We start from the raw sequence: 25,607 nt of genomic DNA, 5'->3' as shown, positions 1-25,607 counted from the left end.
ATGTCCTTATGACGAGACCTGTTCCCGCAGGATCGAGGCGGTCATCGAGACCATGAGGTAAATCCCCAGCATGATCAACATGGTCACCATCGTGTTCTCGAAGGCGCGCGGGTATGTGGGCTCGTCCGGCGGGATCGGGCTGACCGACAGCGACAGGTAGCGCACCTGGCGGTTGGCCTCGATCCGTGCGGTTTCCTTCGATTGCAGCGCCTGCGCCAGCAGCATCTGCCGGGTCTGCAGGTCGGCCTGGGCCACCAGAAGCTCGCCCTGCACCTCGGCAAGACTGGTGGCGTCGGGGCTGTCCTCGGTCATCTTGGCGCGTAGTTCGGCGACCTGGCCCTCCAGCGTGGTGATGCGGCGCTTGATCGGCTCCATCCGGGCCTGGTTCGGCTCGGGGTTGGCCTCCATCTGCGCCAGCGACAGCCGTTCCTGGGTGATCTGGCTTTCCAGCTGGCTGATCTGGGCGACGATCATTCCGACCTCGGCCTCGGTGGAGATCGTCTTGAATTTTTCCTGCAATTCTATGAGCTTGCGCTGCGAGGCGTTCAATGCATCCTGCGCGGAATCGTAGCCTGCCTGCGCCTCGCGCATCTGGTCGCCGCGCAGCCGCTGCGTCAGGTGGTCGACCTGTTCCTCGGCATAGGTGATCAGCTGCTTCGACCAGTCCGCCGCGACCTTCGGGTCCGCCGCGATCACATCCATGCGGATCACGCCTTCGGTCGTGTCGAAGGAGATCTTCAGGAACTTCCTGTAGACCTTGTAGGCGGCTTCCAGGCTCGCGTCCTTGGCCAGCCGCTGCAGCGGGTCGATCGCGTCGCTCTGAAATTGGGCGCGGAAGCCCAGGTCCTTGTCCAGCCGAACCATCGCCTCGCGCGATTGCAGGTAGCCCTGCACGGCGATGGAATCCTGCGAGGTGGCAAAGGCGGTGCCCGAGAAGAGCCCGGTAAGCGCGCCGCCCGACGAGGCGGGCCCGGCCTGCTGGATCACGAATTCCGAGCGGACCGCATACATCGGCGTCGCGATGACGTAGAAATACCAGCCCGCCAGGAAGGTCGGCAGCAGCACGAAGGCGAAAAGCCGCGCACCCAGCAGGGCCAGCCGCCGGCGTCTGCGCCGGGCGATGTCCTGTTGCATGCGCAGGATCTCGGCCGCCTGGTTCACCTCGGCCCGCTGTTCGGTGGAGGGGAGTTGCGCGGGCTTGATCTTCTTCGGCAGCTGCACGGTATCGCCGGGCAGACGCGCAAGCTCGCGCCCGGTGGTTGCGGGCGATGCGACGGGCGAGGTTTCCGCAACCTCGGCGGGAAGCGTGGAGGTCGCCGGGTCGGTCGCCGGGCCGACGATGCGCAGGATCGAGGCACGCGAGAAGGGATCGACGCCCGCCTCGCGCAGAAGCCGTACCGCGTCGGGTTCCGAGGTCGGGTTCATCCGGTGTCGGCCTGCGATCAGCATGGCGCGGCGCAGCTGGCGCGAGGTCAGCCCCTCGGCGGCGATGGCGGCGTTGGCGGCGGCGATCTCATCCGGCGTCTCGGCACGGGTCACCGGGTCGCCCGACGACGGCCCGGCCGTGTCACCGGAGGCAGCGGCGCCCGGCGAGGGTGCCCGATCCTCGGGGCGGCGGAAGTCGAGATTGCCGAAGCCGTCCTCCTCGTTGTCGAAGGGCAGGCTGCTGCCCGCCCCGGTCTCCCGCAGGTCGGGGCGTTCAACCCGGCGGGTGTGGTAGCGCGCGGCCTTAGGATTGGTAGTCATAGAGGCTTTTCGCTTCTTCGAGGGTCTCGAACTGGTAGAGCCTGCCGTTCTTCAGCACGGCGGCGGAGCGGCAGAATTTCTCCAGCGTCTTGGGCGAGTGCGAGACGATGACGACGGTCGAATTGCGCAGACGTTCCTGCAGGATGTTTCCAGCCTTGCGGTTGAACTCGACGTCGGCGGTGGCGGGCATCCCCTCGTCGATCAGGTAGATGTCGAACTCGATCGAGAGGAGGAGGGAGAAGGAGAACCGCGAGCGCATCCCCGAGGAATAGGTGGCCAGCGGCATGTCGAAATATTCGCCCAGGCCGCAGACCCAGCGGCAGAAGCTTTCGACATAGTCGGGGTCAAGGCCGTAGAGCCGGGCGATGTAGCGGCAGTTTTCCTTGGCGGAATGCTTGCCGTTCACGCCCCCCATGAAGCCCAGCGGAAAGGACACCCGCGAGGTCTTGCGGATCGTGCCCTCGTCCGGTTTTTCGAGACCGGCCATCATGTTGATGATCGTGGTCTTGCCGGTGCCGTTCGCCGCCAGGATGCCCAGCGAGTTGCCGGGTTCGACCCGGAACGAGGCGCGGTCGAGAATCACCTTGCGCTGCGTTCCGGTCCAGAACGATTTCGATACGTTTCGGAATTCGATCATCCAAAGCCTCGGCGCCCGGGGCTCGGGCGTCTGCGTCCTGCCTACGACCATACCGTTAACATCCGGTTTGTGGCCTTAAAAGGGCTGCTGCCGGGCATGGGCGGGGGAAGGACACCGGTCACGCGTTTGTGCGCGGCGCCGGAGCGCGGGCCAGGAGCAGCGCAAGCGGCCCGGCCAGGAGGCTGAGCGCGAGGCCGAGGCGGGCGGCCTCCTGCATCGCGCCGCCGGGCAGGGCTGTTTCCAGGCTGAGGACGGGGATGGTGAAGCCCATGCCCATGATCACCGCGATGCGCAGCACGTCGCGGAGCGTGATGCCCTGCGGCAGGCGCAGGCCAAGTGCGGCGGCAAGGCCAAGGCCGATGACCAGCATCCCGAGCGGCCGCCCCAGCCAGAGCGCCGCCAGCGTGGTGACGGTGGTGGGTGCGAAGGCCTGAAGGTCGATCCCGCCGCGCGTCAGGCCGAAGAGGAAGAGCACGACGGTCAGGGGCCAGGCAAGCGCATGGGCCAGCCGGTTCAGCGGGTCGTGCAGCAGTTCCTCGGCTTCCGCGAAGAGGCCGAAGCTGCGGTCGGCATGGGCGATGGCGGGGATCACCGGCAGAAGGCCGAGCGCGGGCGGCAGGCCTGAGGCGGCAACCCCGAGCCAGGACAGCAGGCCCGCGAGGAGATAGGGCCAGAGCCGTCGGCCCGCGCGGCGCTGGGTCTCGGCTGCGTCCGGGGCCGGATTGCGTCCGAAAAGCGCCCAGGCGGCAAGGGCCGCGCCAAGCGGAAGCAGAAGCCAGGCCAGCCGCAGCGAGACATCGGGAGCGGCCAGCCCGGCGATCAGGAGCGCGAGACTGTCGCTGGCGATGGTGAGAAGCAGGAGGAGGTGCAGCGCCGGATGGCCCGGCCCGAAGGCCGCGCGCCCGACGAGGAAGCAGAGCACCACGTCGGAACCGAGCGGCACCGGCCAGCCGGTCGCAAAGCCCGCTTCCTCGGCTGTCTCGACCAGTTGGCTGACGATCACCCAGACCGCCGACGCGCCGAGGAGACCGCCCAGCACGAGCCCTGCGGGCAGCATCGCCTGTCGCCCCTTCAGCGGCCCGTGCTCCTGGGTCAGCGCCTCCCACAGCTCCTTGCCGATGAAGAAGAGGAAGAACGCCATCAGCCCGTCGGCCGTGATGTTCAGGGGCGTGAGGCTGACGGGCAGGGGGGCGAGCCAGCGGGGCAGGTCGAGGTCGAGGAGCCGGTGCTCGATGGCGTCGTAGTAGCTTGCGGGGGCAAGGTTCACCCAGAGCGTCGCCAGCCCGACGCCGCCGAGCAGGGCCTTGGCGAAGCGGGGGAGAGAGCTGGAGACGCGATACATGGGGAACCCGGGCGAATGCGGCATGGTTCCGCCATTTGACCGCGATTTGCCGGTCCCGCAATGGGCAAGCGGTCTCCTGAGCGGGGAGCCGGTGCGGGGGGCATCGAACCCCCCGCACCGGCGCTGCCGCGGAAGGGCGGGTGGCGGTGGTCCCGGTGGATGCGGCGGGGCCTCCGGCGGGGATACTTGTCGACAGAAAATGCGGCGGGGGAAGCAGGCACGGGTTGCGGGGACGCGGCGGAGGGACCAGCTTGGGCGCATGGGACTGCAAGACGAGATCGCGGCCTGTCGGCTTTGTGCCGAAAGGTTTTCCGCCACGGCAACTGGCCACGCGCCCCGGCCCGTCCTCTGGTTCCGGCCCGGCGCGCGGGTACTGGTCGCAGGCCAGGCGCCGGGCCTGCGGGTGCATGAGAGCGGGCGGCCCTTCTCCGACCGTTCCGGCGAGCGCCTGCGCGACTGGATGGGGGTGAGCGAGGCGGAGTTCTACGACCTTGACCGCGTGGCCGTGGTGCCGATGGCCTTCTGCTTTCCTGGCTATGATGCCAAGGGGAGCGACCTGCCGCCGCCGCCGGTCTGCGCGACGGCCTGGCGGGCGCGGCTGCTGGCGGAACTGGGCACGGTGCCGCTGACCCTGCTGGTCGGGGGCGCGGCGATCCGCTGGCACCTGGGCCTCCGCGATGTGACCGCCGCCGTGGCCGATTGGCGCGGACCGGCCGCGCGGGGCGTCTTCCCCTTGCCGCATCCCTCCTGGCGGAATACGGCGTGGCTGAAACGCCATCCCTGGTTCGAGGCCGAGCTTCTCCCGGCCCTGCGCCGGCGGGTGCGGGAGGTGATGGAATGACCGAGATCGTGACCCTGCTCGACGCGGCCCATGCCGCCGTCTCGGCCGACCCCGGGAACGAGGCCCTGCGGCTGCGCTTCTTCGAGCGGCTGGCCGATGGCGAGATGGTGATCCTGCTGGAACGCGAGGCGGCGGGAGAGAGCATCGAGCCGAAGGTCTTCGACCTGGAGGACGGCCCGGTGGTGCTGGTCTTTGACCGCGAGGAGCGGCTGGCGGACTTCTCCGGCGGGATCGCGCCCTATGCCGCCCTGCCGGGGCGGGTGATCGCGGGGCTCCTGAAGGGGCAGGGGATCGGGATGGGGGTGAACCTTGGCGTCGCGCCCTCGTCGATGCTGCTGCCGCCGGACGCGATGGACTGGCTGGCCGAGACGCTGGAGGGCGGGCCGCTTGAAGTGGAAGCGCTGCCCGAGCAATTCCTGCCGCCTTCGGTGCCCGAGGCGGTGATCGCGGCGCTGGACGCAAAGCTTGCGCGCGCAGGCGGGCTGGCGGTGGCGGCGCTCTTGGCGGGTGTGGTCTATCAAGGGGGCCGCAGGGGGCATCTGCTGGCGCTGCTCGATGCGGCGGAAGGGGCCGAGGGGCCGCTCGCGCGGGCGATGAACGAAGCGCTGGTGTTCTCGGGGATCGAGGCCGGGGAATTGGACGTGGTGTTCCTGGCGTCGGCCTCGCCCGTGGCCGGGGCGATGGCGCGGGCGGCGCTGCGCTTCGACCTGCCAGCGCCCGAGGTTCAGGACCTGGCCCCCGCGGCGCCGGGGATGGACCCGTCGCGTCCGCCAAAGCTGCGCTGACCCGGCGGGGTGCCTGGCGGGAAGGGCGGGGCCTCCGGCGGGGATATTTGGGCCAGCATGAAATTGCAAGGATTGAGGTAACATAATACCTTTGTTGTAAGGCATTGATTCAAGCCAGATAAATATTGGTTCTGGTGCTTGACGCTGCATGAGGCTTCGGCGATAAGCCCGCATCCGAGTTTCCGGGGGCATCCACGCCCCCTTCTTCTTTGGGAATGCCATGAAAACCTTCACCGCTACTCCGGCGGACATCGAGAAGAAGTGGATCCTGATCGACGCCGAGGGCGTCGTTCTGGGCCGCCTCGCCACGATCGTCGCCAACATCCTGCGCGGCAAGAACAAGCCGACCTTCACCCCCCACATGGACATGGGTGACAATGTCATCATCATCAACGCCGACAAGGTGCAGATGACCGGCAAGAAGCGCGACGACAAGGTCTACTACTGGCACACCGGGCACCCCGGCGGCATCAAGCAGCGCACCGCGCGGCAGGTGCTGGAAGGCGCCCACCCCGAGCGCGTCGTGGTCAAGGCCGTCGAGCGCATGATCACCCGCAACCGCCTGGGCCGCCAGCAGATGACCAATCTCCGCGTCTACGCGGGCGCGGCGCATCCGCATGAGGCGCAGCAGCCGACCGTTCTGGACGTCAAGGTCCTGAACCCGAAGAACACCCGGAGCGCGTGATCATGGCCGATATCAAATCTCTCGATGACCTGAAATCGGCTGTCGGCTCGGCACCCGCCGCGGTCGAAGCTGCGCCCCGCCTGCCGGTGCGCGACAAGCTGGGCCGCTCCTACGCGACCGGCAAGCGCAAGGACGCGGTCGCCCGCGTCTGGGTCAAGCCGGGTTCGGGCAAGGTCGTGGTCAACGGCAAGGAAATGGCGGTCTACTTCGCCCGTCCGGTGCTGCAGATGATCCTGAAGCAGCCCTTCACCGTGGCGAACGTCGAAGGCCAGTTCGACGTCTATGCCACCGTCGCCGGGGGCGGGCTCTCGGGCCAGGCCGGTGCGGTGAAGCACGGCATCTCCAAGGCGCTGCAACTGTACGAACCCGCCCTGCGCGGTGCCCTGAAGGCCGCGGGCTTCCTGACCCGCGACAGCCGCGTCGTCGAACGGAAGAAATACGGTAAGCCGAAGGCCCGCCGCTCGTTCCAGTTCTCGAAGCGCTAATCGTCTTCGTAGGGTGTGCTACAGCGCACCTTGCCTTGAAGGCCCGCCTCACCGGCGGGCCTTTTGCTTTGGCGCGACGCAAAAAAGAAGGGCCGGGAAGACCCGGCCCAGTTCAGGGGTAAGAGCGAAGATCGCTCGGGGAATGGCTCAGGCCTGCCAGAACGGCTTCCCGCTTTCGCGGCGCGCGTCCTGCACGTCCACGCCGATGTCGCGCAAGAGATGCGCGTCAAGCTGGCCAAGGCGCTGGCGGTCGCGGCGGCGGGTGGCGACGGTGGTGACGATCTGGAGCAGGCGCGCGACGACACCCGGACGGGCGCGCAGGGGAAGGGTTTCGATCTGGGTCTGGGGCATCGCTGCCTCCCTCGATTTGTGTTGATACAATTTACCTTCCAAGGTAGAGATATTGTATCAATACCCCGCAATGAGTCGCCAGAGGTTTATTGTGACTGATACAAGTTGGGCGCCCGACCTGAGTCAATTCCCCGGTCCGAAGTACCTTTCCCTGTCGCGCGCCTTGCGGGATGCGATCCGAAGCGGCGATCTGCCCGCGAATTCGCAGCTGCCGACCGTGCGCGACCTGGCCTGGCGGCTGCAATTGACGCCGGGAACCGTGGCGCGGGCCTATCAGATGGCGACGCAGGAGGGGCTTCTGGCCGCGACCGTGGGGCGGGGGACTTTTGTCGCGGCACAATCGCCGCGACTGGGGCCGACACAGCCTTTGTATGCGGAACGGATCACCGGCGGCTCCACCGGGCTGGTCGATCTCCGTGCGCCGCAGGTGCCGGACATGGGGCAGGGCGCGGCCTTCCGGCAGGCGCTGCTGGAGATGGCCGACAGCACCGGTCACGGCTGGCTCGACTATACCAGCCAGTCGGGCGAGGCCCCGCTGCGGGCCGAGGTGGTGGGCTGGATGGGTGACCGCATCCTTGGCCCCATTGGCCCGGAGGACGTGGCGCTGACGCATGGCGGGCAGAACGCGATCAGCCTGATCTTCGACTGCTGCCTGCGGGGCGAACGCCCGGTGGCGCTGATCGAGGAACTGGCCTATCCCGGCTTCCGCTACGCGGCCCGCGCCGCCCGGGCCGAGGTGGTGGCGGTCGAGATCGACGAAGAGGGCATCGTCCCCGCAGCACTTGAGGCCGCCTGTCGCCGCCACGGTGCGCAGGTCCTGTGCCTGACGACCGAGGCGCAGAACCCCACCACCGGCCGGATGCCGATCAAGCGCCGCCAGGAGATCGCCGAGATCGCCCGCGCCTACGACCTGCAGATCCTGGAGGACGACTGCTATTCCGTCGCAGTCTCCGACATCCCCTCGCTTCGGGCGCTGGCACCCGAACGGGTCTGGCTGGTGGGCTCCGTCTCGAAGACCCTCTCCGCCGCCCTGCGCTTCGGCTATGTCATCTGCCCGGCGGGTATGGGCGAGGCCGGCCGGTTGACCGCGCAGCACGGCTTCTTCGCGCTGGCCCGCCCCGTCTCGGACCTGATGCTACGGCTCTTCCAGTCCGGCGAGGCCGCCCGCATCCGCGAGCGTGTCCAGGCCGAATTCGCCCTCCGCCAGCAGATCCTCGTCAACCATATCGGTGGCTTCGACCTGGGCTGGCAGCCGGGTGTGCCCTTCGTCTGGCTGCGGCTGCCAATGGGCTGGCGCGCCTCGACCTTCCTGCGCACCGCCGAGGCGCGGGGCGTCCTGGTCCGCTCGGCCGACGAATATGCGCTGATCCACGGCCGCGCGCCGAACGCCGTCCGCATCGCCATCGCTGCCGGGGTCCCGCGCGAGGCGTTCGAGACCGCGATGCGCACGCTGGCCGATCTTCTCGCCCGCCCGCCTTCGGACCTGCTGGTGTAGGGAAATCCCCACCTGTTGCAGATGGGACTCGATCCCGAGGATTTGATTTATCAAGCAGTTGACCGCAGGGCGGGCGCTGACCGAAGCTCTGCGCACGAGCAGACAAGAAGAGAGCCCGAAAAATGGGACTGCAGCATGCCTTTCACGCGCCGCACGGCGGCGCGGATTTTCTGGGTTGGCGCAAGACACGCCAGGGGTCGACCGAGATCGTCTATGATGACGGCGTTGCCCGTCGCATGATCTGGCGCGTCGCCACCGACGACCCGTCCGAAGCCCGTATCAGCGAGGCGCTGCGCGTCGCGGTGGGTGCGATCCGCGTCGTCCCCACGCTTTATGACGAGCTGAAGAAACGCGCGATTTCCATCGAGCGCGTCGCCGGGTGAACCCAAGGCGCGGCAGGGCAGGGCCGTCGGTCCCGCCCTGCCGCCGAACTTGATTTCATCGGGAAATGATGTCCCTCTTGCCTCAACGGGATCATTCGGTCTAGATTTGATCAAATGACAAGGCCGCCGGAGTGTGGTCGGAACGACAGGAAGATTGGGGGAAAGATGGCTGCAACGCCAAGTTCCGAGGCCAGGTCGGGCCTCAAGCTGATCTCGCCACCGGTAGTCTACGCGATTCTGATGCTCGCCGCGCCACTCGCGACCGTGCTGGTCTATTCGGTGATGACCGGCGAAAAGGGCGCTGTCTCGCTGCCCCTCACCCTGGACAATTACTACGAGCTGTTCACCAAGCCGATCTACCGCGCGCTGATGGGGCGCTCGCTCATGGTGTCGTTCTTCGTGACCGCCGCCACCGTGCTTCTGGCCTATCCCGTCGCCTATTTCGTGTCGTTCCACGTCGCGCCCTCGCGCAAGTCGCTGTGGCTCTTCCTGATCACCATCCCGTTCTGGACCAGCTACATCATCCGCGTCTCGCTGTGGCGGACGATCCTCGGCTATGACGGCATCCTCGATTCCATCGTCATGGGCCTCGGCCTTTCCGACACCCAGCCGAACGTCCTGTCGCACGGCGTCTTGTCGATCATCATCACGCTCGCCCACGCCTATGCCCCCTTCGCGGTACTGCCGATCTTCGTCAGCCTGGAAAAGGTCGACCGCAGCCTGCTCGAAGCCGGGCAGGACCTGGGCGAAAGCCGCTGGATGACCTTCCTGCGCGTGACGCTGCCCCTGTCGCTGCCGGGCGTCATCGCCGCGGTGCTGATCGTCTTCATCCCGACCGTGGGCGACTACGTCACGCCGGAACTGATCGGCGGTGGCAAGACCCCGATGATCGCCAACCTGATGGAAACCCAGATGCTGAAGCAGCGCGATCAGGCGATGGGCTCGGCCATCGCGGTGGCGGCGATGACTATCGTCGCGCTGATTTCCATCGCCTTCGTGTTGTGGAACCGCCGCTTCCTGGGAGGCCGCAAATGAAGAAGGGCTCCGGTCTGACCGTCTATGCGGTCCTTTACCTGATCTTCCTCTACGCCCCCATCGCCATCCTGCCGGTCTTCGCCTTCAACGATTCGCAGGTGGTGGCCTTCCCGCTCAAGGGCTTCACCACCCAATGGTTCGGCGAGATGTGGGAGGATGCCAACCTGAGGAGCGCGCTATTCCGCAGCCTGGTGATCGCGCTCAGCAGTTCCTCGCTCGCCACGATCCTCGGGCTCTTCGCCGCCCGCGCCTCGGTGCGCTACAATTTCCCCGGCAAGACCCCGGCGATGGGGCTGATCATGCTGCCGATGGTGCTGCCCGACATCGTCATCGCGATGGCGCTGCTGATCGTGCTCTTGTCCCTCTCGGTGCCGCTTTCCATGCTGACCATCATCATGGGCCATGTGCTTCTGTGTATGCCCTTCGCGGTGGCGATCCTGACCTCGGCCTTCCAGTCGCTTGACAAGTCGCTGGAGGAAGCCGCGCTTGACCTGGGCGAATCCCGCGCCGCGACCTTCCGGCTGATCATCCTGCCCCTGGTCATGCCGGGGATCATCGCCAGCTTCCTGATCTGCTTCACCATCTCGATCGACGAATTCGTGCTGGCGAACTTCCTCGGCTCGGGCAAGCCGGTGCTGTCGGTCTATATCTTCGGCCAGTTCCGTTTCCCGGCGAAAGTGCCCTCGATGCTGGCGCTGGGGACGCTTCTGGTTCTCTTCTCGATCATCCTGCTCGCATTCGCCGAGTACATGCGCCGCCGCGGCATCGCCAAGGCGGGTGGCAAAGATTCCGGAGGCTTCCTGTGACGTCTGCTGACCAACCCACCATGATCGAGTTCAAGGACGTCCATAAGTATTATGGCGACTACCATGCGCTGCGCGGGATCAACGGCACGATCAAGGCGGGGGAGTTCTTCTCGCTGCTCGGCCCCTCGGGCTGCGGCAAGACCACGCTTCTGCGCACCATCGCCGGGTTCGAGGACATCTCCTCGGGCGTGATCATGATCGACGGCAAGGACATGGTCTCGGTCGCGGCCAACACACGCCCGACGAACATGGTGTTCCAGAGCTATGCGATCTTCCCGCACATGAGCGTGGCCGAGAACGTGGGCTTCGGGTTGCGGAAGGATCCGCGGAGCAAGGAAGAGAAGGCCAAGGCGGTGGCCGAGGCGCTGGAGATGGTCGGCCTGAAAGGCTATGGCGGACGGGCGGCCCATGCGCTGTCGGGCGGCCAGCGGCAGCGGGTGGCGCTGGCGCGGGCGCTGATCCTGAAGCCGAAGGTGCTGCTCTTGGATGAACCTTTGTCGGCGCTCGACAAGAAGATGCGCGAGCATATGCAGGTGGAACTGATCAAGTTGCAACGCCAGGTCGGCATCACCTTCATCCTGGTGACGCATGACCAGGAAGAGGCGCTGGTCATGTCCGACCGCATCGCCGTGATGTTCGAGGGCGAGATCGCCCAGCTCGCCGACCCCGAGACTTTGTATCGCCGCCCGAACAGCAAGAAGGTGGCGGATTTCATCGGCACGATGAACTTCATCCCGGCGACGGTGCTGTCGGAATCGGGCGACAAGGTCGAGGTCGATGCCAAGGGTCTGGGCCATGTCACCATCGACGCGGCGATGGCGCCTCCCGCCAAGGGCGAAAGCCCGGTGGTGGGGCTGCGGCCCGAGACGTTGACGCTGCTTTACGACGACCAGAAGGCCGCCGAGCGCGAGACGGAGGGCGTGATCGACGAGGTGATCTATTTCGGCGACATGACCTATTACGACGTCTATCTCGGCGGGACGGATGTCGAGGTGCGTCTGTCGATGCGCAACGTTCCGGGCCGCCCGGTGCTGGAGGTGGGCACGAAGGTCAGGGTGGCCTGGAGCCCCTCGGCGCTGGTGCTGTTCCGGTAGACCGGGCGCCGCCCCGGGCTTGACCCGGGGCCTCTGAAAGTCGCAGGGACGGCGCTCCGGTCTTGAACGAGGCACCGGGTCAAGCCCGGGGCGGGTGTTAAAAATTCCCTAACGTCCACGATCAAGCCCTTGATTTCATTGGATCGAAAAATCTGTCCACCGTGGACACATCTCCTCACCGATCCGGCGACAACAGCCCCAGCCCCCGCAGATAGATCCCGATTGCGGTTTCCAGCAGGTCCTCGGGTTGCCAGGGCTGCGGCCCGCCGTTCCCCCGCAGATACAGCTCCACCACCCCGTGGCTGACCGCCCAGACATGGGCCGAGATCATCCGCGCCGGCGGCCGCCGCCCCTCGGGCAGGCCGCGCACCAGATGGTCCGCCGCCCGGTCCATCGTATCCCGCGCCTTGGCCGAGACCTGGGCCAGATCGGGGTGCTTGCCGGGCTGGAGGCCGCTCTCGAACATCGCCTGGTAGTGGCCGGGATATTTCCGTGCGAAGGCGAGGTAGGCCCGCCCCGTCGCCTCGAAGGCCGCCAGCGGCGAGGGCCGCCCCTGATCGTAGGCGTATTCGAGGAGGGCCGCGAAGATGTCGAACCCCTGCCGCGCCACCTCGGCCAGCAGATCGTCGCGCCCCGCGAAGTGCCGGTAGACCGCCGCCGGGGTCACATCCGCCGCCTTCGCCGCCTCGGAGAGGGTGAAGCCCTGCGGCCCCTTCTCGGCGATCAGCTCCAGCGCCGCCTCGACCAGCGCCTGCCGGAGGTTGCCGTGGTGGTAGCCCCGCTTCAAGGTCAGTCCTTCGACCGAAGCTTCGGCCCGCCGCAGATCTTGTCGTCCGCCTTGCCGATCGCCGCCTTGTCCTTGCCCGGATAATCGACCGCCGTCAGGATGGTCTGGATCGCCGCCAGCCGCGCGCGCTTCTTGTCGTCGGACAGGATCACCGTCCAGGGCGCGTGCTTGAAATGGGTCTTCTGCATCGTCTCGTCGATGGCCTTGCAGTAGTCATCCCATTTCGCCAGCCCGTCGACGTCGATCTGGGACAGCTTCCATTGCTTCAACAGGTCCCCCTCGCGGTCGAGGAAGCGTTTCAGCTGCTCGGCCCGCCCGACCTCCAGCCAGATCTTCAAGAGGATGATCCCCTCATCGACGATCATCTGCTCGAACTCGGGCAACTGGCGGAAGAACTTCGCCCGCTCCTCGGGGGTGCAGAAACCGAAGACATGCTCGATCATCGCGCGGTTGTACCAGCTGCGGTCGAGAAGGGCGATTTCCCCCAGGGCGGGCAGCCAATCGACGTAGCGCTGGAAATACCACTGGTGGCTCTCGCGCTCGGAGGGTTTCGACAGGGCCACGACATAGGCCTGGCGGGGGTTCAGGTTCTCGGTCACCGCCTTGATCGTGCCGCCCTTGCCGGCGGCATCGCGGCCCTCGAACACCACCAGCAGCCGCTTGCCCGAGGCTTTCAGCCCGGCCTGCATCTTGGCAAGCTCGATCTGCAGGACCTCCATCTGCTTGTCGTAGTCCTTGCCCCTGATCTCTTCGCGGTAGGGGTAGGAGGCGGTCATGATCTCGTCCTTGTCCGCCTTCTCGATGGCCTTGCGCACCTCTTTCGGCGCGCCTTCGCGGAAGTAGCGGCTGATCGCGCCGTCGAATGGTAGGGTCATGGCATCCTCCCGGTTTGCCGCCAGTATGGCGATTGGGCAGACCAGCGCAATGCGGTGCGGATCAGCCGCCGATCTCGGCCAGGTCGAAGGGAGTGGACTGGTAGATCTCGTTGATCCAGTTGCCATAGAGCAGATGCGCGTGGCTGCGCCAGCGGTTCAGCGGCGGGCGCGAAGGGTTGTCGTCGGGGTAGTAGTTCAGCGGCACGTTGATCGGGGTGCCGTTGGCCACGTCGCGGTCATACTCCTGCTTCAGCGTGTCACTGTCGTATTCGAAGTGGTTGAAGATGTAGAGCGCGCGGTGGGTGGGGTCCTCGACCAGACAGGGGCCGACTTCGTCAGAGCCAAGGAGGGTGCGCAGCCCCGGGGCCGCCGCGATCTCGCCCTCGCGCATTTCGGTCCAGCGGCTGACGGGGATCACGAAATCATCGGAAAATCCACGCAGGTAGGGCGAGGTCGGGGCGAGGTTCTGGTGGCGGAAGCAGCCGAAGGCCTTGTGGTCCAGCATGTGTTTCTTCACGCCGTGGAAATGGTTGATCATCGCCATCCCGCCCCAGCAGACGCCGAAGGTGGACTGAACGTTGCTCTGGGTCCAGTCCATCACCTCGCAGAGTTCGTCCCAGTAGGTGACCTCCTCGAAGGGAAGATGCTCGATGGGGGCGCCGGTGATGATCAGCCCGTCGAACTTCTCGTCCTTCACCTCCTGGAAGGGGCGGTAGAAGGTCGCCATGTGTTCGGCGGCGGTGTTCTTCGTCGTGTGTTCGGACATGCGGATCAGGTGCAGGTCGATCTGCAGGGGCGTGGCGCCGATCAGCCGGGCGAACTGGTTCTCGGTCTGGATCTTCTTCGGCATCAGGTTGAGAAGGCCGATCCTGAGGGGCCGGATGTCCTGGTGCGCGGCGCGGTCGGGGGACATGACCATGACGCCCTCGGACCGCAGCACGTCATAGGCGGGCAGGGTTTCGGGCAGGGTGATGGGCATGGTCTGGGTTCCTGGAATGAAGGCCAAGAGCTAGGGGGTTATCGTTCCGGTTGCAAGGTCAGGCGCGGTCGATGGCGCGGGCCATGAGCGCGTCGAAATCCTGCGTGCTGGCGACCTCGCCGACTTCCTCGGCCGTCACGGTCACGCCCCAGCGCGCCATCGCGGCATAGCGCGGCTGGCGGTGAGCCAGGGCGCGGGCATAGGTCCAGCGGACGAAGTGATCCGGATCGCAGGTTTCCTCGGCCACGGAATGGGTTGCGCGGTATTCCTCCCACATCGCGTGAAGGAAGGACGGCTGGTAATACATCGGCTTTGGCGCGCGGTCGAAACGCTTGACCAGCTCGGCCGTATGCGCATCCGACCCCTTGATCCAGACGAGAAGCAGCGTGTCGGCCAGTTGCCGCATCACCGGATCATCAGGGTTCTCGGGCTCGACCACCTCGCAGATCGAGCCGGAGGTGTCGCAGACGAAATTCGGGTAGCCGTAGATTTCCTCGGCACGCTCCATGAACCGGGCAGTGTCGAGCGTGGCGGCCACTTCGGCGGCGCGGTGCTGCTCCTGCCGCTTCATGTATTCGGCGAAGGGCACGCCGCCCTTTGCGGGATCGCCGGGCTTGCCAAGATAGGTCGACAGCGGCGCGAGATTGTCGAAGGTGATGTTCGAGGCGATATAGACACTGTCGGTCATCAGGAGTTCCCGCAGCAGGGGAACCTTCATCGCCTCGCGCTTGAAGTTGTCGGCGATGAATTCGCCCATGTAGCGGGTGCCGATCCGGTAATCGACCGAGTAGTGGAACCAGTCGCCGTGATCGCGCAGGAGGTTCGAGAGGTAGGTCTTGCCAAGGCCCGACATGCCGAACAGCATGATCCGCTTGCGGGGGGCCTTCAGGTAGTCTGCGCCAGAACGGTAGATCATCGTGTCACCTCTGGGGGCTTCTGTTAGCCGGGCAAGGGACGTTCCACAACGGAAAACCCCGCCCGGGCGAGGGGCGGGGTTCGGTTGCGTGCCAGTGGGGTGGCCTAGAACGTATAGCCGATCTTGATGCCGACGCCGACACCAGAGTTGCCGGTGAAGTTCGCGCCGATGGAGGTCGTCGCGTCGCCGATGTCGACATAGCGGATGCCGCCAGTGATCTTCATGTTGTCCATCGTGTAGGTCGCGGCGAGGCCGATGCTCTTCATCCCGTCGGACGGGCCAAGGTTGCCGGTGATCTCGCCATCGGCCTTTTCGTAACCGATGGTCACGGCACCCGCCCAGTTTTCGTTGAACCGACGGCCGATGCCGAGGTTGTAGGTCACGCGGTCGCTGGCATAGTCGACCAGCGGGTCAGGCGCCGGATAGACGGGCGGGTCGATGATGAAGGCGGTCCAGTCCACCCAGCGTATCGACCCGAACAGGAGCGTGTCCTTGGCGATCCCGGTCTGGAATTCCAGGTTGACCGACTGCGGGATTTCGGTTTCGAAGCTGCCCCGAAGTGCACCGAACTCGACCGAGTCCATCGTGTGGGTGATGGCTGAGTTGTAAGTCAGCGCAATGCGGGCTGCGATCTCGGGTTTTTCCCAAGCAACACCGACGACATAGCCCAGTTCGGAGTCCTGATTGGTGTTCAGCGTGTAGCCGCCGACGAAAGGCAGCGACGCCTCGCCATGCACCGTCTCGTAGCGCAGGCCGCCGTAGACCGAGACATTGTTCTCGAACTTGTAGCGCAGGAGCGCGGTGATCGCGCTGGAAGTCAGTTCGGCGGTCGATCCGCCGAGCGGATAGCCGGTGCCGGTCGGGTAGTTCACGTTCGCGCCGATGGGCTGGTCGAGGACCAGGGCGAAGGCCATCCGGTCGCCGATGTCCATCTTGTAGCCGAGGCTCCAGGAATTGTAGCTGCCCGCCATGTCGCCCGACTGAAGAGCCCCGCCGCCGAGCGAACCTTCGACCGTGGGCGAGAAATGCCCGAAGCTCAGTTCCGCGTAGCGGCCTTGTTCAAAGAGAATGGCAACCGACTGGGAAGACCGCTCGACACCCCCCGCATGTGCGCCTGTCGTTACTGCAACCAGGGCCGTGGTGGCCCACATCAACCTTTTCATGTTTCCTCATCCCCGATCAGGAATTTCCCCTGTCGGAAAGGCTAGGCCCGGCGCTTGAATCGGTCAATCAATGACGCCACGTCACGGGTTCGTGACCCTGCGGCCCTGTGGCGCAGATGTGCCACTGCGCAGCGTGATCCAGATGCCGAGGAAGATCAGCGCGGCGCCCCCGAAGAGCGAGGGCTGGATCGGCTCGGCGTAGAACAGGGCGCCGACGACCGCGATGATCGGCAGGCGGGCGAAGTCGACGGGGACGACGGTGCTGGCGGGGGCCAGAGACAGGGCCGTGGTCAGCGAGAAATGCGCGGTGATGCCGGAAATGCCGATCAGCACCAGCCAGGGCAGGGTGGCAAGCGTGGGCAGGGTGACGGGGCCGAAGAGCGTCATCGCAAGCGTGCCGAAGACCGCCTGCATCAGCGTCAGCCAGAAGAGGATCGACAGGATCGGCTCGCCCCGCGTCAGGGCCTTGGTCATCAGGTTGGTGGACGCGAAGAAGAACGCGGCTGCGGCGGCGGCAAGGACACCATAGTCGACATGGCCGAAGTCGGGGCGTGCGACGATCAGCACCCCGGCAAAACCCAGCGCGGCGGCGGCAAGCTTGCGGCGGGTGAGCGTCTCACCCAGGAAGATCGGCGACAAGAGGATCACCCAGATCGGCGAGGTGAACTCCAGCGCGAAGACCTGCGCCAGCGGGATCATCGTGATCGCCCAGAACCAGAGCGACTGGCCGGTGAAGTGGAAGACGTTGCGGACCACATGGCTGGGCAGCCGGTCGGTGCGGATATCGCCGCGCCTGCCGAAGGCGAGTGCCATGACCACGACGATGACCCAGCCGATCATCGAGCGATAGGCAAGGATCTCGAACGTGTCGTGCACGCCCTTGATCTGCCGCGTGGCGATGGCCATTGCGGTGAAGGCGGCGATGGCTCCGGTCATCCAGAGCGCGGCGGCGAGGGGGCGGTGCGTCATGAGCGCGAGCCTTGCCGGGCGGGCGGGGAATGTCCAGAGCTTGACTTCGGGCAAGGTGGGCGGGGCGGGGTGCGGGTAGGGCTGGGGCAGGAGGGTTCAGGGATGGATGTCTACGTTCTGGCGCGGGTCCTGCATGTGCTGGCGGTGGTGCACTGGATCGGCGGGGTGGCGATGGTGACGCTGGTGATCCTGCCGCAGATGCGAGGACTTCCGGCGGCGGACCGGATCGCGACCTTCGAGCGGCTGGAGGGCCGGTTCGGCGGGCAGGCCAAGCTGTCGACACTGGTCGCGGGGCTGTCGGGTCTGTGGATGCTGGGACTGACCGATGGCTGGGGGCTGTTCCTGCTGCCTGGCTACTGGTGGCTGCACCTGATGGTCGCGGTCTGGGCGATCTTCACGCTGGTCCTGTTCGTGCTGGAGCCGCTGGTGCTGCACCGCTGGTTCCACGCCCGCGCCAGTCGCGACCCGGAGGGCACCTTCGCCTTGGTCCTGAGGCTGCACCGGGGGCTGCTGGCGCTGTCGGCGCTGGCGGTGGCGGGGGCGGTGCAGGGCGCGCATGGCGGGCTCTGGTAGGCTGCGATCACGTTTGTGAAGGGGCAACAGGCCGTCGTCCTCGGCTGAGGTTGCCGGAGGGCGGGATGCGGGCTATCTCCCTGCGGAGAAGCAAGGAAAGGACCTGCCATGAGCCTCGACCAGCCTGCCGGGCGCAAGCCTGACCATCCGGTCGCCCCGCAGTTCCCGAACCGTTGGTCGCCCAGGGCCTTCACCGAACGCGCGTTGACCGAAGCCGAGGTGATGTCGCTTCTGGAAGCGGCCCGCTGGGCGCCCTCGGCCTCGAACCACCAGCCCTGGCGGCTGGTCTGGGCCCGGCGGGGCGAGGCGGGGTTCGCCGCGATCCGCGATGCGCTGATCGGCAACAACCCGCTCTGGGCCGGGAAGGCGGCGGTGCTCTTCGCGGTGGCGTCGAAGGATACGGTGCTGAACCGCGAGGGGGTTGAGGTCGCGAACCGCACGTCCGCGTTCGATACCGGCGCTGCCTGGATGAGCCTGGCGCTGCAGGCGCAGGTTATGGGGCTTTTCGCGCATGCGATGGGCGGCTTCGACAAGGACAAGCTGGCCGCGGCGGTCGCCTTGCCGCCGGGCCATACGCTGCACTGCGTGGTGGCGGCGGGCGAACAGGGAGCGTCCGGGACCTTGCCCGAACCGCTGCGCGAACGGGAAACACCGTCCAACCGCAAGCCGGTCAGCGACTTCGCGGTGCACGGGCGGTTCTAGCTGCCCGAAGGCTCCGGGGCGGTCAGGTAGTCCGCGTCGGTCACCGGACCGTCCCAGTCCACCGTGCTGCCGTTCAGCGCGGCATGGACGGCGATATGGGTCATGGCGGCGTCCGGGGCGGCGCCGTGCCAGTGCCGCTCGCCCGCCGCGAACCAGACCACGTCGCCGGGCAGAAGCTCGATGACCGACCCCCCTGCCGACTGCGCGCGGCCCCGGCCTTCGGTGACGATCAGAAGCTGGCCAAGCGGATGGGTGTGCCAGTTGGTCCGCGCGCCGGGCTGGAAGGTCACGATGGCCGATCCCGGCCTGCCCGGCGGCTCGGCGCCGATCACGGGCTCCATGCAGATGGACCCGGTGAACCACTGCGCGTTGCCCGGAACGGCGGGGCGGCTGCCCTTGCGGTGAAGCTCCATGACCTACTCCAGTTCGATGGTGCCCGGCGGCTTCGAGGTGCAGTCGTAGAAGACGCGGTTGACGCCCTTGACCTCGTTGATGATCCGCGTGGCGGTCTCGCCCAGGAAGTCGTGGGTGAAGGGGTAGTAGTCGGCGGTCATCCCGTCCACCGACGTGACAGCCCGCAGCGCCAAGGCGTAGTCGTAGGTCCGCCCGTCTCCCATCACCCCCACGGTCCGCATCGGCAGGATCGCGGCGAAGGCCTGCCAGATCTCATCGTAAAGCCCGTGCTTGCGGATCTGGTCGATGTAGACCGCATCGGCCCGGCGCAGGATGTCCAGCTTCTCGCGGGTGATCTCGCCCGGGCAGCGGATGGCGAGGCCGGGACCGGGGAAGGGGTGGCGACCGATGAAGCTTTGCGGCAGGCCAAGCTCGCGGCCCAAGGCGCGGACCTCGTCCTTGAAGAGTTCCCGCAGCGGTTCGACGAGCTTCAGGCCCATCTTCTCCGGCAGGCCGCCGACGTTGTGGTGGCTCTTGATCGTGACGGACGGCCCGCCGGAGAAGGAGACGCTTTCGATCACGTCGGGGTAGAGCGTGCCTTGTGCGAGGAACTTCGCCCCGCCGACCTCGTTTGCGTGCTTCTGGAACACGTCGATGAAGAGCTTGCCGATGGTCTTGCGCTTGACCTCGGGGTCCGAAACCCCCTCCAGCGCGCCAAGGAAGAGCGCGCTTTCATCGGCGTGGATCAGCGGCATGTTGTAATGGTCGCGGAACATGGTGACGACCTGCTCCGCCTCGCCCAGCCTTAGAAGGCCGTGGTCGACGAAGACGCAGGTCAGCTGGTCGCCGATGGCTTCGTGGATCAGGACCGCCGCCACCGATGAGTCCACACCGCCGGAGAGGCCGCAGATCACCTTGGCATCGCCGACCTGCTCGCGGATTTTCCGAATGGCTTCCTCGCGATACGCACCCATGGTCCAGTCGCCCTTGAATCCGGCCAGCTTGACAAAGTTCTCGTAAAGCTGTGCGCCCTTCGGGGTGTGGTGGACCTCGGGGTGGAACTGGACGGCGTAGAAATGCCGCGCCGGGTCCGCCGTGATGGCGAAGGGGGCGTTGGGCGAGGTGCCGTAGACCTGGAAGCCCGGCGCGATCTTCGACACATGGTCGCCGTGGCTCATCCAGACCTGTTCCTGCGCCTGCGGGCCCGCTTCGGGCGGGAACCAGCCGGCGAGGATCGGGTGGGTCAGGTCGGTCGGTGTGACGAAGGCCTTGCCGAATTCCGCCGTGCCATGCCCGCCTTCGACATGGCCGCCGAGGCAATGCATCATCACCTGCTGACCGTAGCAGATGCCGAGGATCGGGACGCCCAGGTCGAAGACGCCTTTCGGCGGCATCGGCGCGTTCTCCCAGTAGACGCTGGCCGGGCCGCCGGAAAAGATCACCGCCTTCGGGGCAAAGGCTTTCAGGAAAGCCTCGTCGATCCGGTTGTAGGGGTGGATTTCGCAGTAGACGTTCAGCTCGCGCAGGCGGCGCGCGATCAGCTGCGTCACCTGGGACCCGAAGTCGATGATCAGGAGGCGGTCGTGTGTCTGGCTCATGCGCCCGATTAGGCCGGGACGGGCGGAAGCGCAAGATATCGCGCGCGGGGAACATGTCGTTTGCGACCGGGGCGCATGTCGGTTTTGGAAAGGATTGGACGGTTTCGATGGGCGGTGCCGTGTGGATTGGCGGCATAAGGACGGCAAACAGACCCGGAGGCTGACATGAACGAAGTTGCAGGACGCAGGTCGCGCAGTGGTGGGGGCGCAAGCCGCCGGGCGGAACGCACCGCGATCAGCTTCGAGACCGCGCGCTACATCGAGCGCAACATCCCGAACTTCGAGATCCTGAACGAGGAAGCGCTACAGATCATCGAGGCGAATGCCGAGACGGTGCTGGAAGAGATCGGCGTCAACTTCGTCGAGAACCCCGACGCCCTGCGGCGCTGGCGCGAGGCCGGGGCCGACGTGAAGGGCGAGCGGGTGCATATCCCGCGCGGGCTGGCCCGCAAGCTGGTCTCGACCGCGCCGAAGACCTTCACCCAGCACGCGAGGAACCCCGAGCGCAACGTCGAGATCGGCGGGCGCAACCTGGTGCTGGCCCCGGTCTATGGCCCGCCCTTCGTGCGCGACATGGAAGGCGGCCGCCGCTATGCCACGCTGGAGGATTTCCGGAACTTCGTGAAGCTTGGATATATGTCGAAATGGCTGCACCATTCCGGCGGCACGGTCTGCGAGCCGACCGACATTCCGGTGAACAAGCGCCACCTCGACATGCTGATGGCGCACATGACGCTGTCGGACAAGCCGTTCATGGGGTCGGTGACCGAACCCTCGCGCGCGGCGGATTCGGTGGCGATGGCGAAGATCCTGTTCGGCAACGACTTCGTCGACCGGAACACGGTGATGACCTCGCTGATCAACATCAACTCGCCGATGACCTTCGACGGGATCATGATGGGCGCGCTGGAGGTCTATGCGGCGTCGAACCAGGCTTCCATCGTCTCGCCGTTCATCGTCGGCGGCGCGATGGCGCCGGTGACGGTGGCGGGGACGCTGACGCAGGTGCTGGCGGAAATCCTGGCGGGGGTCAGCTATTCGCAGCTGGTCCGCCCCGGCTCGCCGGTGATCGCCGGGGCCTTCGTGACCTCGATCGACATGAACTCGGGCGCGCCGACCTTCGGAACGCCGGAAGCGGCCCATATCACCTATGGCGCGGGCCAGCTGGTGCGGCGGCTGGGGCTGCCCTACCGCTCGGGCGGGTCGTTCTGCGGCTCGAAGCTGCCCGACGCGCAGGCGGCCTACGAGACGGCGAACAGCCTGAACATGGCGCTGCTCGCGGGCGTGAACTTCATGCTGCACGCCTGCGGCTGGCTGGAAGGGGGCCTCGTGTCGTCCTACGAGAAATTCGTGATGGACGCCGACCAGCTGGGCACCTTGCACCATCTGGCGCAGGGCGTGTCGATGGACGTGAACGGTCAGGCGATGGACGCGATCCGCGAAGTCGGCCCCGGTGGCCACTACCTTGGCTGCGCCCATACCCAGGCGAACTTCAAATCGGCGTTCTGGCGCTCGGACCTCTTGGACTACAAGCCCTTCGAGACCTGGGCCGAGGAAGGGTCGCGCGATACGCAGACGCTGGCGAACGAACGGGTGCGCAAGCAGCTTGGCGACTACCAGGCCCCGGACCTGGACCCCGGCACCCGCGAGGCGCTCGAGGCTTTCGTGGCGAACCGCAAGGCCGAGATGCCGGACGCCTTCATCTGAAGCGTCTGTGCCGGAAACCAGAAAAGGGGGCGGTTCTCACCGCCCCCTTTTTCATTTTGGTGCCACCGGATCAGGCCACCGTGCCGCCGCGCAGGAACCGCGCCTCGGCCAGAAGGGCGATCAGCACCTCGATATGCCGCGCCACCGAATAGGCCGCATCGCCCGCCAGCCGCGTCGCCTCCAGCCGCGCCTCAACCGACATCAGCGAGGTGACCGTGTCCTCGGGCGAGGCGTTGAGGCCGACATGGCGGCGCAGGTCGCGGTCGCGCCGATACTCCGCCAGCCCGAAACGCGCTGCGCGCATCAAAAGCCGGGGACGGCGCAGAGTAGCAAGCATGGTGCGGCAGTCGGTCATCGGGATTCTCCGTTCGTGAACCGCTGCATCCTCGCGCAATACAACCTGGCGTTGCGTACCGATTGGTTTGACCGCGCGCTGGTTACCAAAGAGTTTAAGAATTTCGTCGAATTGTCGGGGGTAGCCGAAAGTTTAACGAACAGGTAACCAATTCAACCCAAGGTTGTGATGGTCCAAGGCTGGACCTTTCGCAGCCCCGGGTGTGGACAAGGACGGGACGACCATATTGCCAGAACTGACTGCCGCCAGCCTGCCAGACTGGCTTCCTCAAGCCGTGCGTCACTATCTTGATCATACCGAGGAAGGCACATCGCTTCGAGCGCTGGCAAGGCGCGAGGGCCTGCATGCCTCGACCATCCTGCGACAGGTGCGCCGGTTCGAGAACCGCCGCGAGGATCCGCTGATGGACGAGGCGCTGTCGGCCATCTCCCGTTTCGCCCTCCGCCACTCAGAAGATCCAGCCCGAAAGGATGATCAGCCCATGTCTGTCCACCCGCGCCTCGGCAGCCCTGCCCAGCCCGAAATCTGCGACGAACAGGCGCTTCAGCGCGAGGGGATGCGCGTGCTGCGCCGTCTGGCCGAACCCGGCGCGGTGATGGCCATCGCGCCGGACCTGGAAAAGGCGGTGGTGATCCGCGACCTGCCGGACGGGAAAAGCCTGCGCACGGCGGTGCTGGAACGCGCGGTCGCGCATGCCTTCCTGCTGAAGGACTGGGTGACCTGCCGCAAGCCGGGGCGGGTGTCGACCTACGAGATCACTTCGGCGGGCCGGGCGGCGCTGAAGCGGATGGTGGACGAGGAGGACCGCCGGCGGCAGGGCATGGCGGAAGCCGCGACGCCTTTCGGCGACCAGCACCGGGTCTGGGGCGAACGCGAGGTGATGGACGATTCCGGTCCCCGCCGGGTGCGCTACAACCTGGCGGAAAGCCCAGTGGCGCTGCTGGGCCGCAGGCGGGACCGCGACGGCAAGCCGTTCCTGGAACCGGAGCTGGTCGCTGCCGCCGAACGCCTGCGCGAGGATTTCGAACTGGCGCAGATGGGCCCGCGCGTGGCGCAGAACTGGGACCGCTTCCTGACCGGCGGCGACCGGGGGGCGTACCAGCCCGACAGCGGGTTGGGCGAGGGGCCGTCCACGGCGCGATCCCGGGTGGCTGCGGCGCTGCGCGACCTGGGGCCGGGCTTGGGCGACGTGGCGCTGCGCTGCTGCTGCTTTCTGGAAGGGCTGGAGGTCGCGGAAAAGCGCATGGGCTGGGCGGCGCGGTCGGGCAAGATCGTGCTGCGCATCGCGCTCATGCGGCTACGGCGGCACTACGAGGAAACCTACGGCAAGTCCGGCCCGCTGATCGGCTAGGGTCCGACGAATGTGACCAAACCCAAAAATTTTGTAGAAAATTTTTGGGTTTAGGTGATGCCGTGACTAAGCCCCGACCCCGCGCGCGATCAGCACGACCGAGATCGCCGCCAGCCAGACCGAAGCCAGCCGCCGCAGGACGAAGATCGCACGCGGCTGGCCCGCCCCCTTGCGCAGGACCGCACCGATCCCGCCCCAGACCAGCGCGACCAGGGCGACCAGGGCGGCGAAGAGCGCAAGGTTCGCCGCCAGCCGGTCGGGCGAGGGCAGAAGCACCAGCCCGAAGATCAGCGCCTTGGGGTTCAGGGCGGTGGTGACGAACAGCGCGCGGGCGCCGACCGAGGCTGCCGCGCCGCCGGTTCCGGGCATTCGCCACAGCCTGACCGCCAGCGCGGCGACCCAGGCCCCCGCCGCCAGCGTCAGGCCCGTGCGAAGCCCGTGATGGTCGGCCAGCACCGTCGTCCCGGCCAGCGCCAGCGGCAGTACGGTGAGGAAATAGCCCGCAAGCTCGACCGGGATCAGCCGCGCGGCTCCGGCCACGCCGCGCTCGGCCCCCGCCAGCAGCACCAGCGAGTTGGTCGGCCCCGGCGTCAGCAACAGCACCAGCACGGCGAAGGTCAGTTCCGGCGTCGTCATCATGGTTCCCCGTTCTGGGGTCCTGATGCCCGACTGGCAAGAGGCAGGCCTTGATCCGCATCAATGCCGAAGGGGGATGCCGCAACCGGCATCCCCCTTCCTCCGGGGCTTCCCCGTCCCCGGATCGCGCGCCGGCCTCCTTGATCAGGCGGCGCGCGTAACCCCCATGCGATGCACGAGACCCGCGAGAGCTCCGCCCGCCAGCGGGGCCAGGATGAAGACCCAGAGGTCGGCCATCGCCTTGCCGCCGACGAAGAGCGCCGGGCCGAAGGATCGCGCCGGGTTGACCGAGACGCCGGTCACGTTGATCCCGACCAGGTGAATCCCGGTCAGCGTCAGGCCGATCGCCAGCCCCGCCATCGCGCCGGGCGATCCTTCCTGCGTGACGCCAAGGATCACCGTGACGAAGACGAAGGTCATCACCGCCTCGAAGATCAAGGCCGAAGTCAACGAATATTCCCCCAGATAGCCCGCACCATAGCCATTTTGCGCCAGCCCGTTCACCGCGATGTCATAGCCCGCTTGGCCCGAGGCGATGGCGTAGACGACCGCCGCGCCCATCACCGCGCCCACAACCTGCGCCAGCACATAGACTGCAAGCCCGGCCCCCGACATCCGGCCCGCGACGAAGACCCCGAGGCTGACCGCCGGGTTCAGATGCGCCCCCGAGATCGGGCCGATCCCGTAGGCCGCCGCCACGATGGACAGGCCGAACGCCAACGCGATGCCCAGCATCCCGACATGCGCCCCCATCAGTACGGCCGCGCCGCAGCCGAACAGCACAAGGATCGCCGTCCCGATCACTTCGGCAATGAATAGCCTCGACATGAAATCTCTCCTTCCGCGTTGCACTCAGCGCATAAGCCACGGGCGCGCCTGCGGGGGCTTGCCGCGTTGCCTTGCGGGTAAATCCGGCAT

At 66.6% G+C, this 25,607-nt stretch carries 28 protein-coding genes; 13 read left to right on the top strand and 15 right to left on the bottom strand.

Annotation, left to right across the window (positions count from 1 at the left end; all coding sequences use genetic code 11):
• Window positions 1-6: 6 nt before the first annotated feature.
• The 3 genes from ACE3P6_RS10845 to ACE3P6_RS10835 form a co-directional block, all read right to left on the bottom strand.
• On the bottom strand, window positions 7-1,746 hold the full coding sequence (locus tag ACE3P6_RS10845) for a capsule biosynthesis protein (RefSeq protein WP_374394744.1): 1,740 nt from the start codon (window positions 1,744-1,746) through the stop codon (window positions 7-9).
• On the bottom strand, window positions 1,730-2,383 hold the full coding sequence (locus ACE3P6_RS10840; protein ID WP_374394742.1) for an ABC transporter ATP-binding protein: 654 nt from the start codon (window positions 2,381-2,383) through the stop codon (window positions 1,730-1,732). The genes ACE3P6_RS10845 and ACE3P6_RS10840 overlap by 17 nt, the downstream gene beginning before the upstream one ends.
• 118 nt (window positions 2,384-2,501) lie before the next feature.
• Window positions 2,502-3,749, bottom strand: a complete 1,248-nt coding sequence (locus ACE3P6_RS10835; RefSeq protein WP_374394739.1) for a Na+/H+ antiporter NhaA — start codon at window positions 3,747-3,749, stop codon at window positions 2,502-2,504.
• Between the two features lie 235 nt (window positions 3,750-3,984).
• Here ACE3P6_RS10835 and ACE3P6_RS10830 point away from each other — a divergent pair, with 235 nt between their 5' ends.
• From ACE3P6_RS10830 to rpsI, 4 genes are all read left to right on the top strand, one after another.
• A complete protein-coding gene (locus tag ACE3P6_RS10830; RefSeq protein WP_374394736.1) occupies window positions 3,985-4,566 on the top strand; it encodes a uracil-DNA glycosylase family protein in 582 nt (193 codons plus the stop codon).
• A gap of 8 nt (window positions 4,567-4,574) precedes the next feature.
• Window positions 4,575-5,351 (top strand): SseB family protein, encoded by a 777-nt coding sequence (locus ACE3P6_RS10825; protein WP_374394828.1) that lies wholly within the window; start codon window positions 4,575-4,577, stop codon window positions 5,349-5,351.
• 220 nt (window positions 5,352-5,571) lie between these two features.
• Window positions 5,572-6,036 carry a 50S ribosomal protein L13 gene (gene rplM / locus ACE3P6_RS10820; RefSeq protein ID WP_374394735.1) on the top strand — a complete coding sequence of 155 codons (465 nt, stop codon included), beginning with the start codon at window positions 5,572-5,574 and terminating at the stop codon, window positions 6,034-6,036.
• Between the two features lie 2 nt (window positions 6,037-6,038).
• A complete protein-coding gene (gene rpsI, locus ACE3P6_RS10815) occupies window positions 6,039-6,521 on the top strand; it encodes a 30S ribosomal protein S9 (protein WP_294978559.1) in 483 nt (160 codons plus the stop codon).
• A gap of 147 nt (window positions 6,522-6,668) precedes the next feature.
• Here rpsI and ACE3P6_RS10810 read toward each other — a convergent pair whose 3' ends face one another.
• A complete protein-coding gene (locus ACE3P6_RS10810; RefSeq protein ID WP_374394731.1) occupies window positions 6,669-6,872 on the bottom strand; it encodes a DUF1127 domain-containing protein in 204 nt (67 codons plus the stop codon).
• Between the two features lie 70 nt (window positions 6,873-6,942).
• Here ACE3P6_RS10810 and ACE3P6_RS10805 point away from each other — a divergent pair, with 70 nt between their 5' ends.
• From ACE3P6_RS10805 to ACE3P6_RS10785, 5 genes are all read left to right on the top strand, one after another.
• Window positions 6,943-8,367, top strand: a complete 1,425-nt coding sequence (locus ACE3P6_RS10805) for a PLP-dependent aminotransferase family protein (protein ID WP_374394729.1) — start codon at window positions 6,943-6,945, stop codon at window positions 8,365-8,367.
• Window positions 8,368-8,489: 122 nt separating this feature from the next.
• On the top strand, window positions 8,490-8,750 hold the full coding sequence (locus ACE3P6_RS10800; RefSeq protein WP_374394726.1) for a hypothetical protein: 261 nt from the start codon (window positions 8,490-8,492) through the stop codon (window positions 8,748-8,750).
• Window positions 8,751-8,915: 165 nt separating this feature from the next.
• Window positions 8,916-9,785 carry an ABC transporter permease gene (locus ACE3P6_RS10795; RefSeq protein WP_374394723.1) on the top strand — a complete coding sequence of 290 codons (870 nt, stop codon included), beginning with the start codon at window positions 8,916-8,918 and terminating at the stop codon, window positions 9,783-9,785.
• Window positions 9,782-10,591: an ABC transporter permease gene (locus tag ACE3P6_RS10790; protein ID WP_374394720.1), complete on the top strand. Its 810-nt coding sequence runs from the start codon at window positions 9,782-9,784 to the stop codon at window positions 10,589-10,591. The genes ACE3P6_RS10795 and ACE3P6_RS10790 overlap by 4 nt, the downstream gene beginning before the upstream one ends.
• Complete coding sequence (locus ACE3P6_RS10785) at window positions 10,588-11,685, top strand: ABC transporter ATP-binding protein (RefSeq protein ID WP_374394718.1); 1,098 nt, start codon at window positions 10,588-10,590, stop codon at window positions 11,683-11,685. The genes ACE3P6_RS10790 and ACE3P6_RS10785 overlap by 4 nt, the downstream gene beginning before the upstream one ends.
• A gap of 175 nt (window positions 11,686-11,860) precedes the next feature.
• Here the strand turns inward: ACE3P6_RS10785 and ACE3P6_RS10780 are convergent, their stop codons facing one another.
• The 6 genes from ACE3P6_RS10780 to ACE3P6_RS10755 all read right to left on the bottom strand — a co-directional run bounded on the left by ACE3P6_RS10780 (window position 11,861) and on the right by ACE3P6_RS10755 (window position 17,374).
• Entirely contained in the window at window positions 11,861-12,478 is a 618-nt protein-coding gene (locus ACE3P6_RS10780; RefSeq protein ID WP_374394825.1) for a TetR/AcrR family transcriptional regulator, read from the bottom strand.
• A complete protein-coding gene (gene ppk2, locus ACE3P6_RS10775) occupies window positions 12,475-13,347 on the bottom strand; it encodes a polyphosphate kinase 2 (protein WP_374394716.1) in 873 nt (290 codons plus the stop codon). Before ppk2 ends, ACE3P6_RS10780 begins: the two co-directional genes overlap by 4 nt.
• A gap of 61 nt (window positions 13,348-13,408) precedes the next feature.
• The gene (metA, locus tag ACE3P6_RS10770; protein ID WP_374394714.1) at window positions 13,409-14,326 is read right to left on the bottom strand and encodes a homoserine O-succinyltransferase; all 918 of its coding nucleotides are present in this window, start codon (window positions 14,324-14,326) and stop codon (window positions 13,409-13,411) included.
• 58 nt (window positions 14,327-14,384) lie between these two features.
• Entirely contained in the window at window positions 14,385-15,242 is an 858-nt protein-coding gene (locus ACE3P6_RS10765; protein WP_374394713.1) for an ATPase, read from the bottom strand.
• Window positions 15,243-15,346: 104 nt separating this feature from the next.
• Complete coding sequence (locus ACE3P6_RS10760; RefSeq protein WP_374394710.1) at window positions 15,347-16,405, bottom strand: hypothetical protein; 1,059 nt, start codon at window positions 16,403-16,405, stop codon at window positions 15,347-15,349.
• An 81-nt stretch (window positions 16,406-16,486) separates the two neighbouring features.
• Window positions 16,487-17,374 (bottom strand): DMT family transporter, encoded by an 888-nt coding sequence (locus ACE3P6_RS10755; protein ID WP_374394708.1) that lies wholly within the window; start codon window positions 17,372-17,374, stop codon window positions 16,487-16,489.
• A gap of 102 nt (window positions 17,375-17,476) precedes the next feature.
• Between ACE3P6_RS10755 and ACE3P6_RS10750 the strand changes: the two genes are divergently transcribed.
• The gene (locus ACE3P6_RS10750) at window positions 17,477-17,947 is read left to right on the top strand and encodes a hypothetical protein (protein WP_374394706.1); all 471 of its coding nucleotides are present in this window, start codon (window positions 17,477-17,479) and stop codon (window positions 17,945-17,947) included.
• A gap of 108 nt (window positions 17,948-18,055) precedes the next feature.
• Window positions 18,056-18,649 carry a nitroreductase family protein gene (locus ACE3P6_RS10745; protein WP_374394703.1) on the top strand — a complete coding sequence of 198 codons (594 nt, stop codon included), beginning with the start codon at window positions 18,056-18,058 and terminating at the stop codon, window positions 18,647-18,649.
• Here ACE3P6_RS10745 and ACE3P6_RS10740 read toward each other — a convergent pair.
• Window positions 18,646-19,062, bottom strand: coding sequence for a cupin domain-containing protein (locus ACE3P6_RS10740; RefSeq protein WP_374394700.1), 417 nt, complete (start codon window positions 19,060-19,062; stop codon window positions 18,646-18,648). The two genes, ACE3P6_RS10745 and ACE3P6_RS10740, sit on opposite strands and share 4 nt — an antisense overlap.
• A gap of 3 nt (window positions 19,063-19,065) precedes the next feature.
• Window positions 19,066-20,640: a glutamine-hydrolyzing GMP synthase gene (gene guaA / locus ACE3P6_RS10735; RefSeq protein ID WP_374394697.1), complete on the bottom strand. Its 1,575-nt coding sequence runs from the start codon at window positions 20,638-20,640 to the stop codon at window positions 19,066-19,068.
• A gap of 165 nt (window positions 20,641-20,805) precedes the next feature.
• On the opposite strand from guaA, the gene ACE3P6_RS10730 reads away from it, so the two are divergent.
• Window positions 20,806-22,347, top strand: a complete 1,542-nt coding sequence (locus ACE3P6_RS10730) for a trimethylamine methyltransferase family protein (RefSeq protein ID WP_374394696.1) — start codon at window positions 20,806-20,808, stop codon at window positions 22,345-22,347.
• Window positions 22,348-22,417: 70 nt separating this feature from the next.
• Here ACE3P6_RS10730 and ACE3P6_RS10725 read toward each other — a convergent pair whose 3' ends face one another.
• Window positions 22,418-22,702 (bottom strand): DUF6477 family protein, encoded by a 285-nt coding sequence (locus ACE3P6_RS10725; RefSeq protein WP_374394694.1) that lies wholly within the window; start codon window positions 22,700-22,702, stop codon window positions 22,418-22,420.
• Between the two features lie 274 nt (window positions 22,703-22,976).
• Between ACE3P6_RS10725 and ACE3P6_RS10720 the strand changes: the two genes are divergently transcribed.
• Window positions 22,977-24,053: a DUF6456 domain-containing protein gene (locus ACE3P6_RS10720; RefSeq protein WP_374394692.1), complete on the top strand. Its 1,077-nt coding sequence runs from the start codon at window positions 22,977-22,979 to the stop codon at window positions 24,051-24,053.
• A gap of 66 nt (window positions 24,054-24,119) precedes the next feature.
• Here ACE3P6_RS10720 and ACE3P6_RS10715 read toward each other — a convergent pair whose 3' ends face one another.
• Window positions 24,120-24,689 carry a hypothetical protein gene (locus ACE3P6_RS10715; protein WP_374394690.1) on the bottom strand — a complete coding sequence of 190 codons (570 nt, stop codon included), beginning with the start codon at window positions 24,687-24,689 and terminating at the stop codon, window positions 24,120-24,122.
• 144 nt (window positions 24,690-24,833) lie between these two features.
• Complete coding sequence (locus ACE3P6_RS10710; RefSeq protein WP_374394686.1) at window positions 24,834-25,517, bottom strand: aquaporin; 684 nt, start codon at window positions 25,515-25,517, stop codon at window positions 24,834-24,836.
• Between the last annotated feature and the right edge of the window lie 90 nt (window positions 25,518-25,607).

The sequence above is a fragment of the Tabrizicola sp. genome, from assembly GCF_041911175.1.
In the GTDB taxonomy this organism is placed as follows: domain Bacteria; phylum Pseudomonadota; class Alphaproteobacteria; order Rhodobacterales; family Rhodobacteraceae; genus Tabrizicola.
Note: the sequence above shows the minus strand (reverse complement) of the source record. Positions and strands in the feature narration are given on the sequence as shown.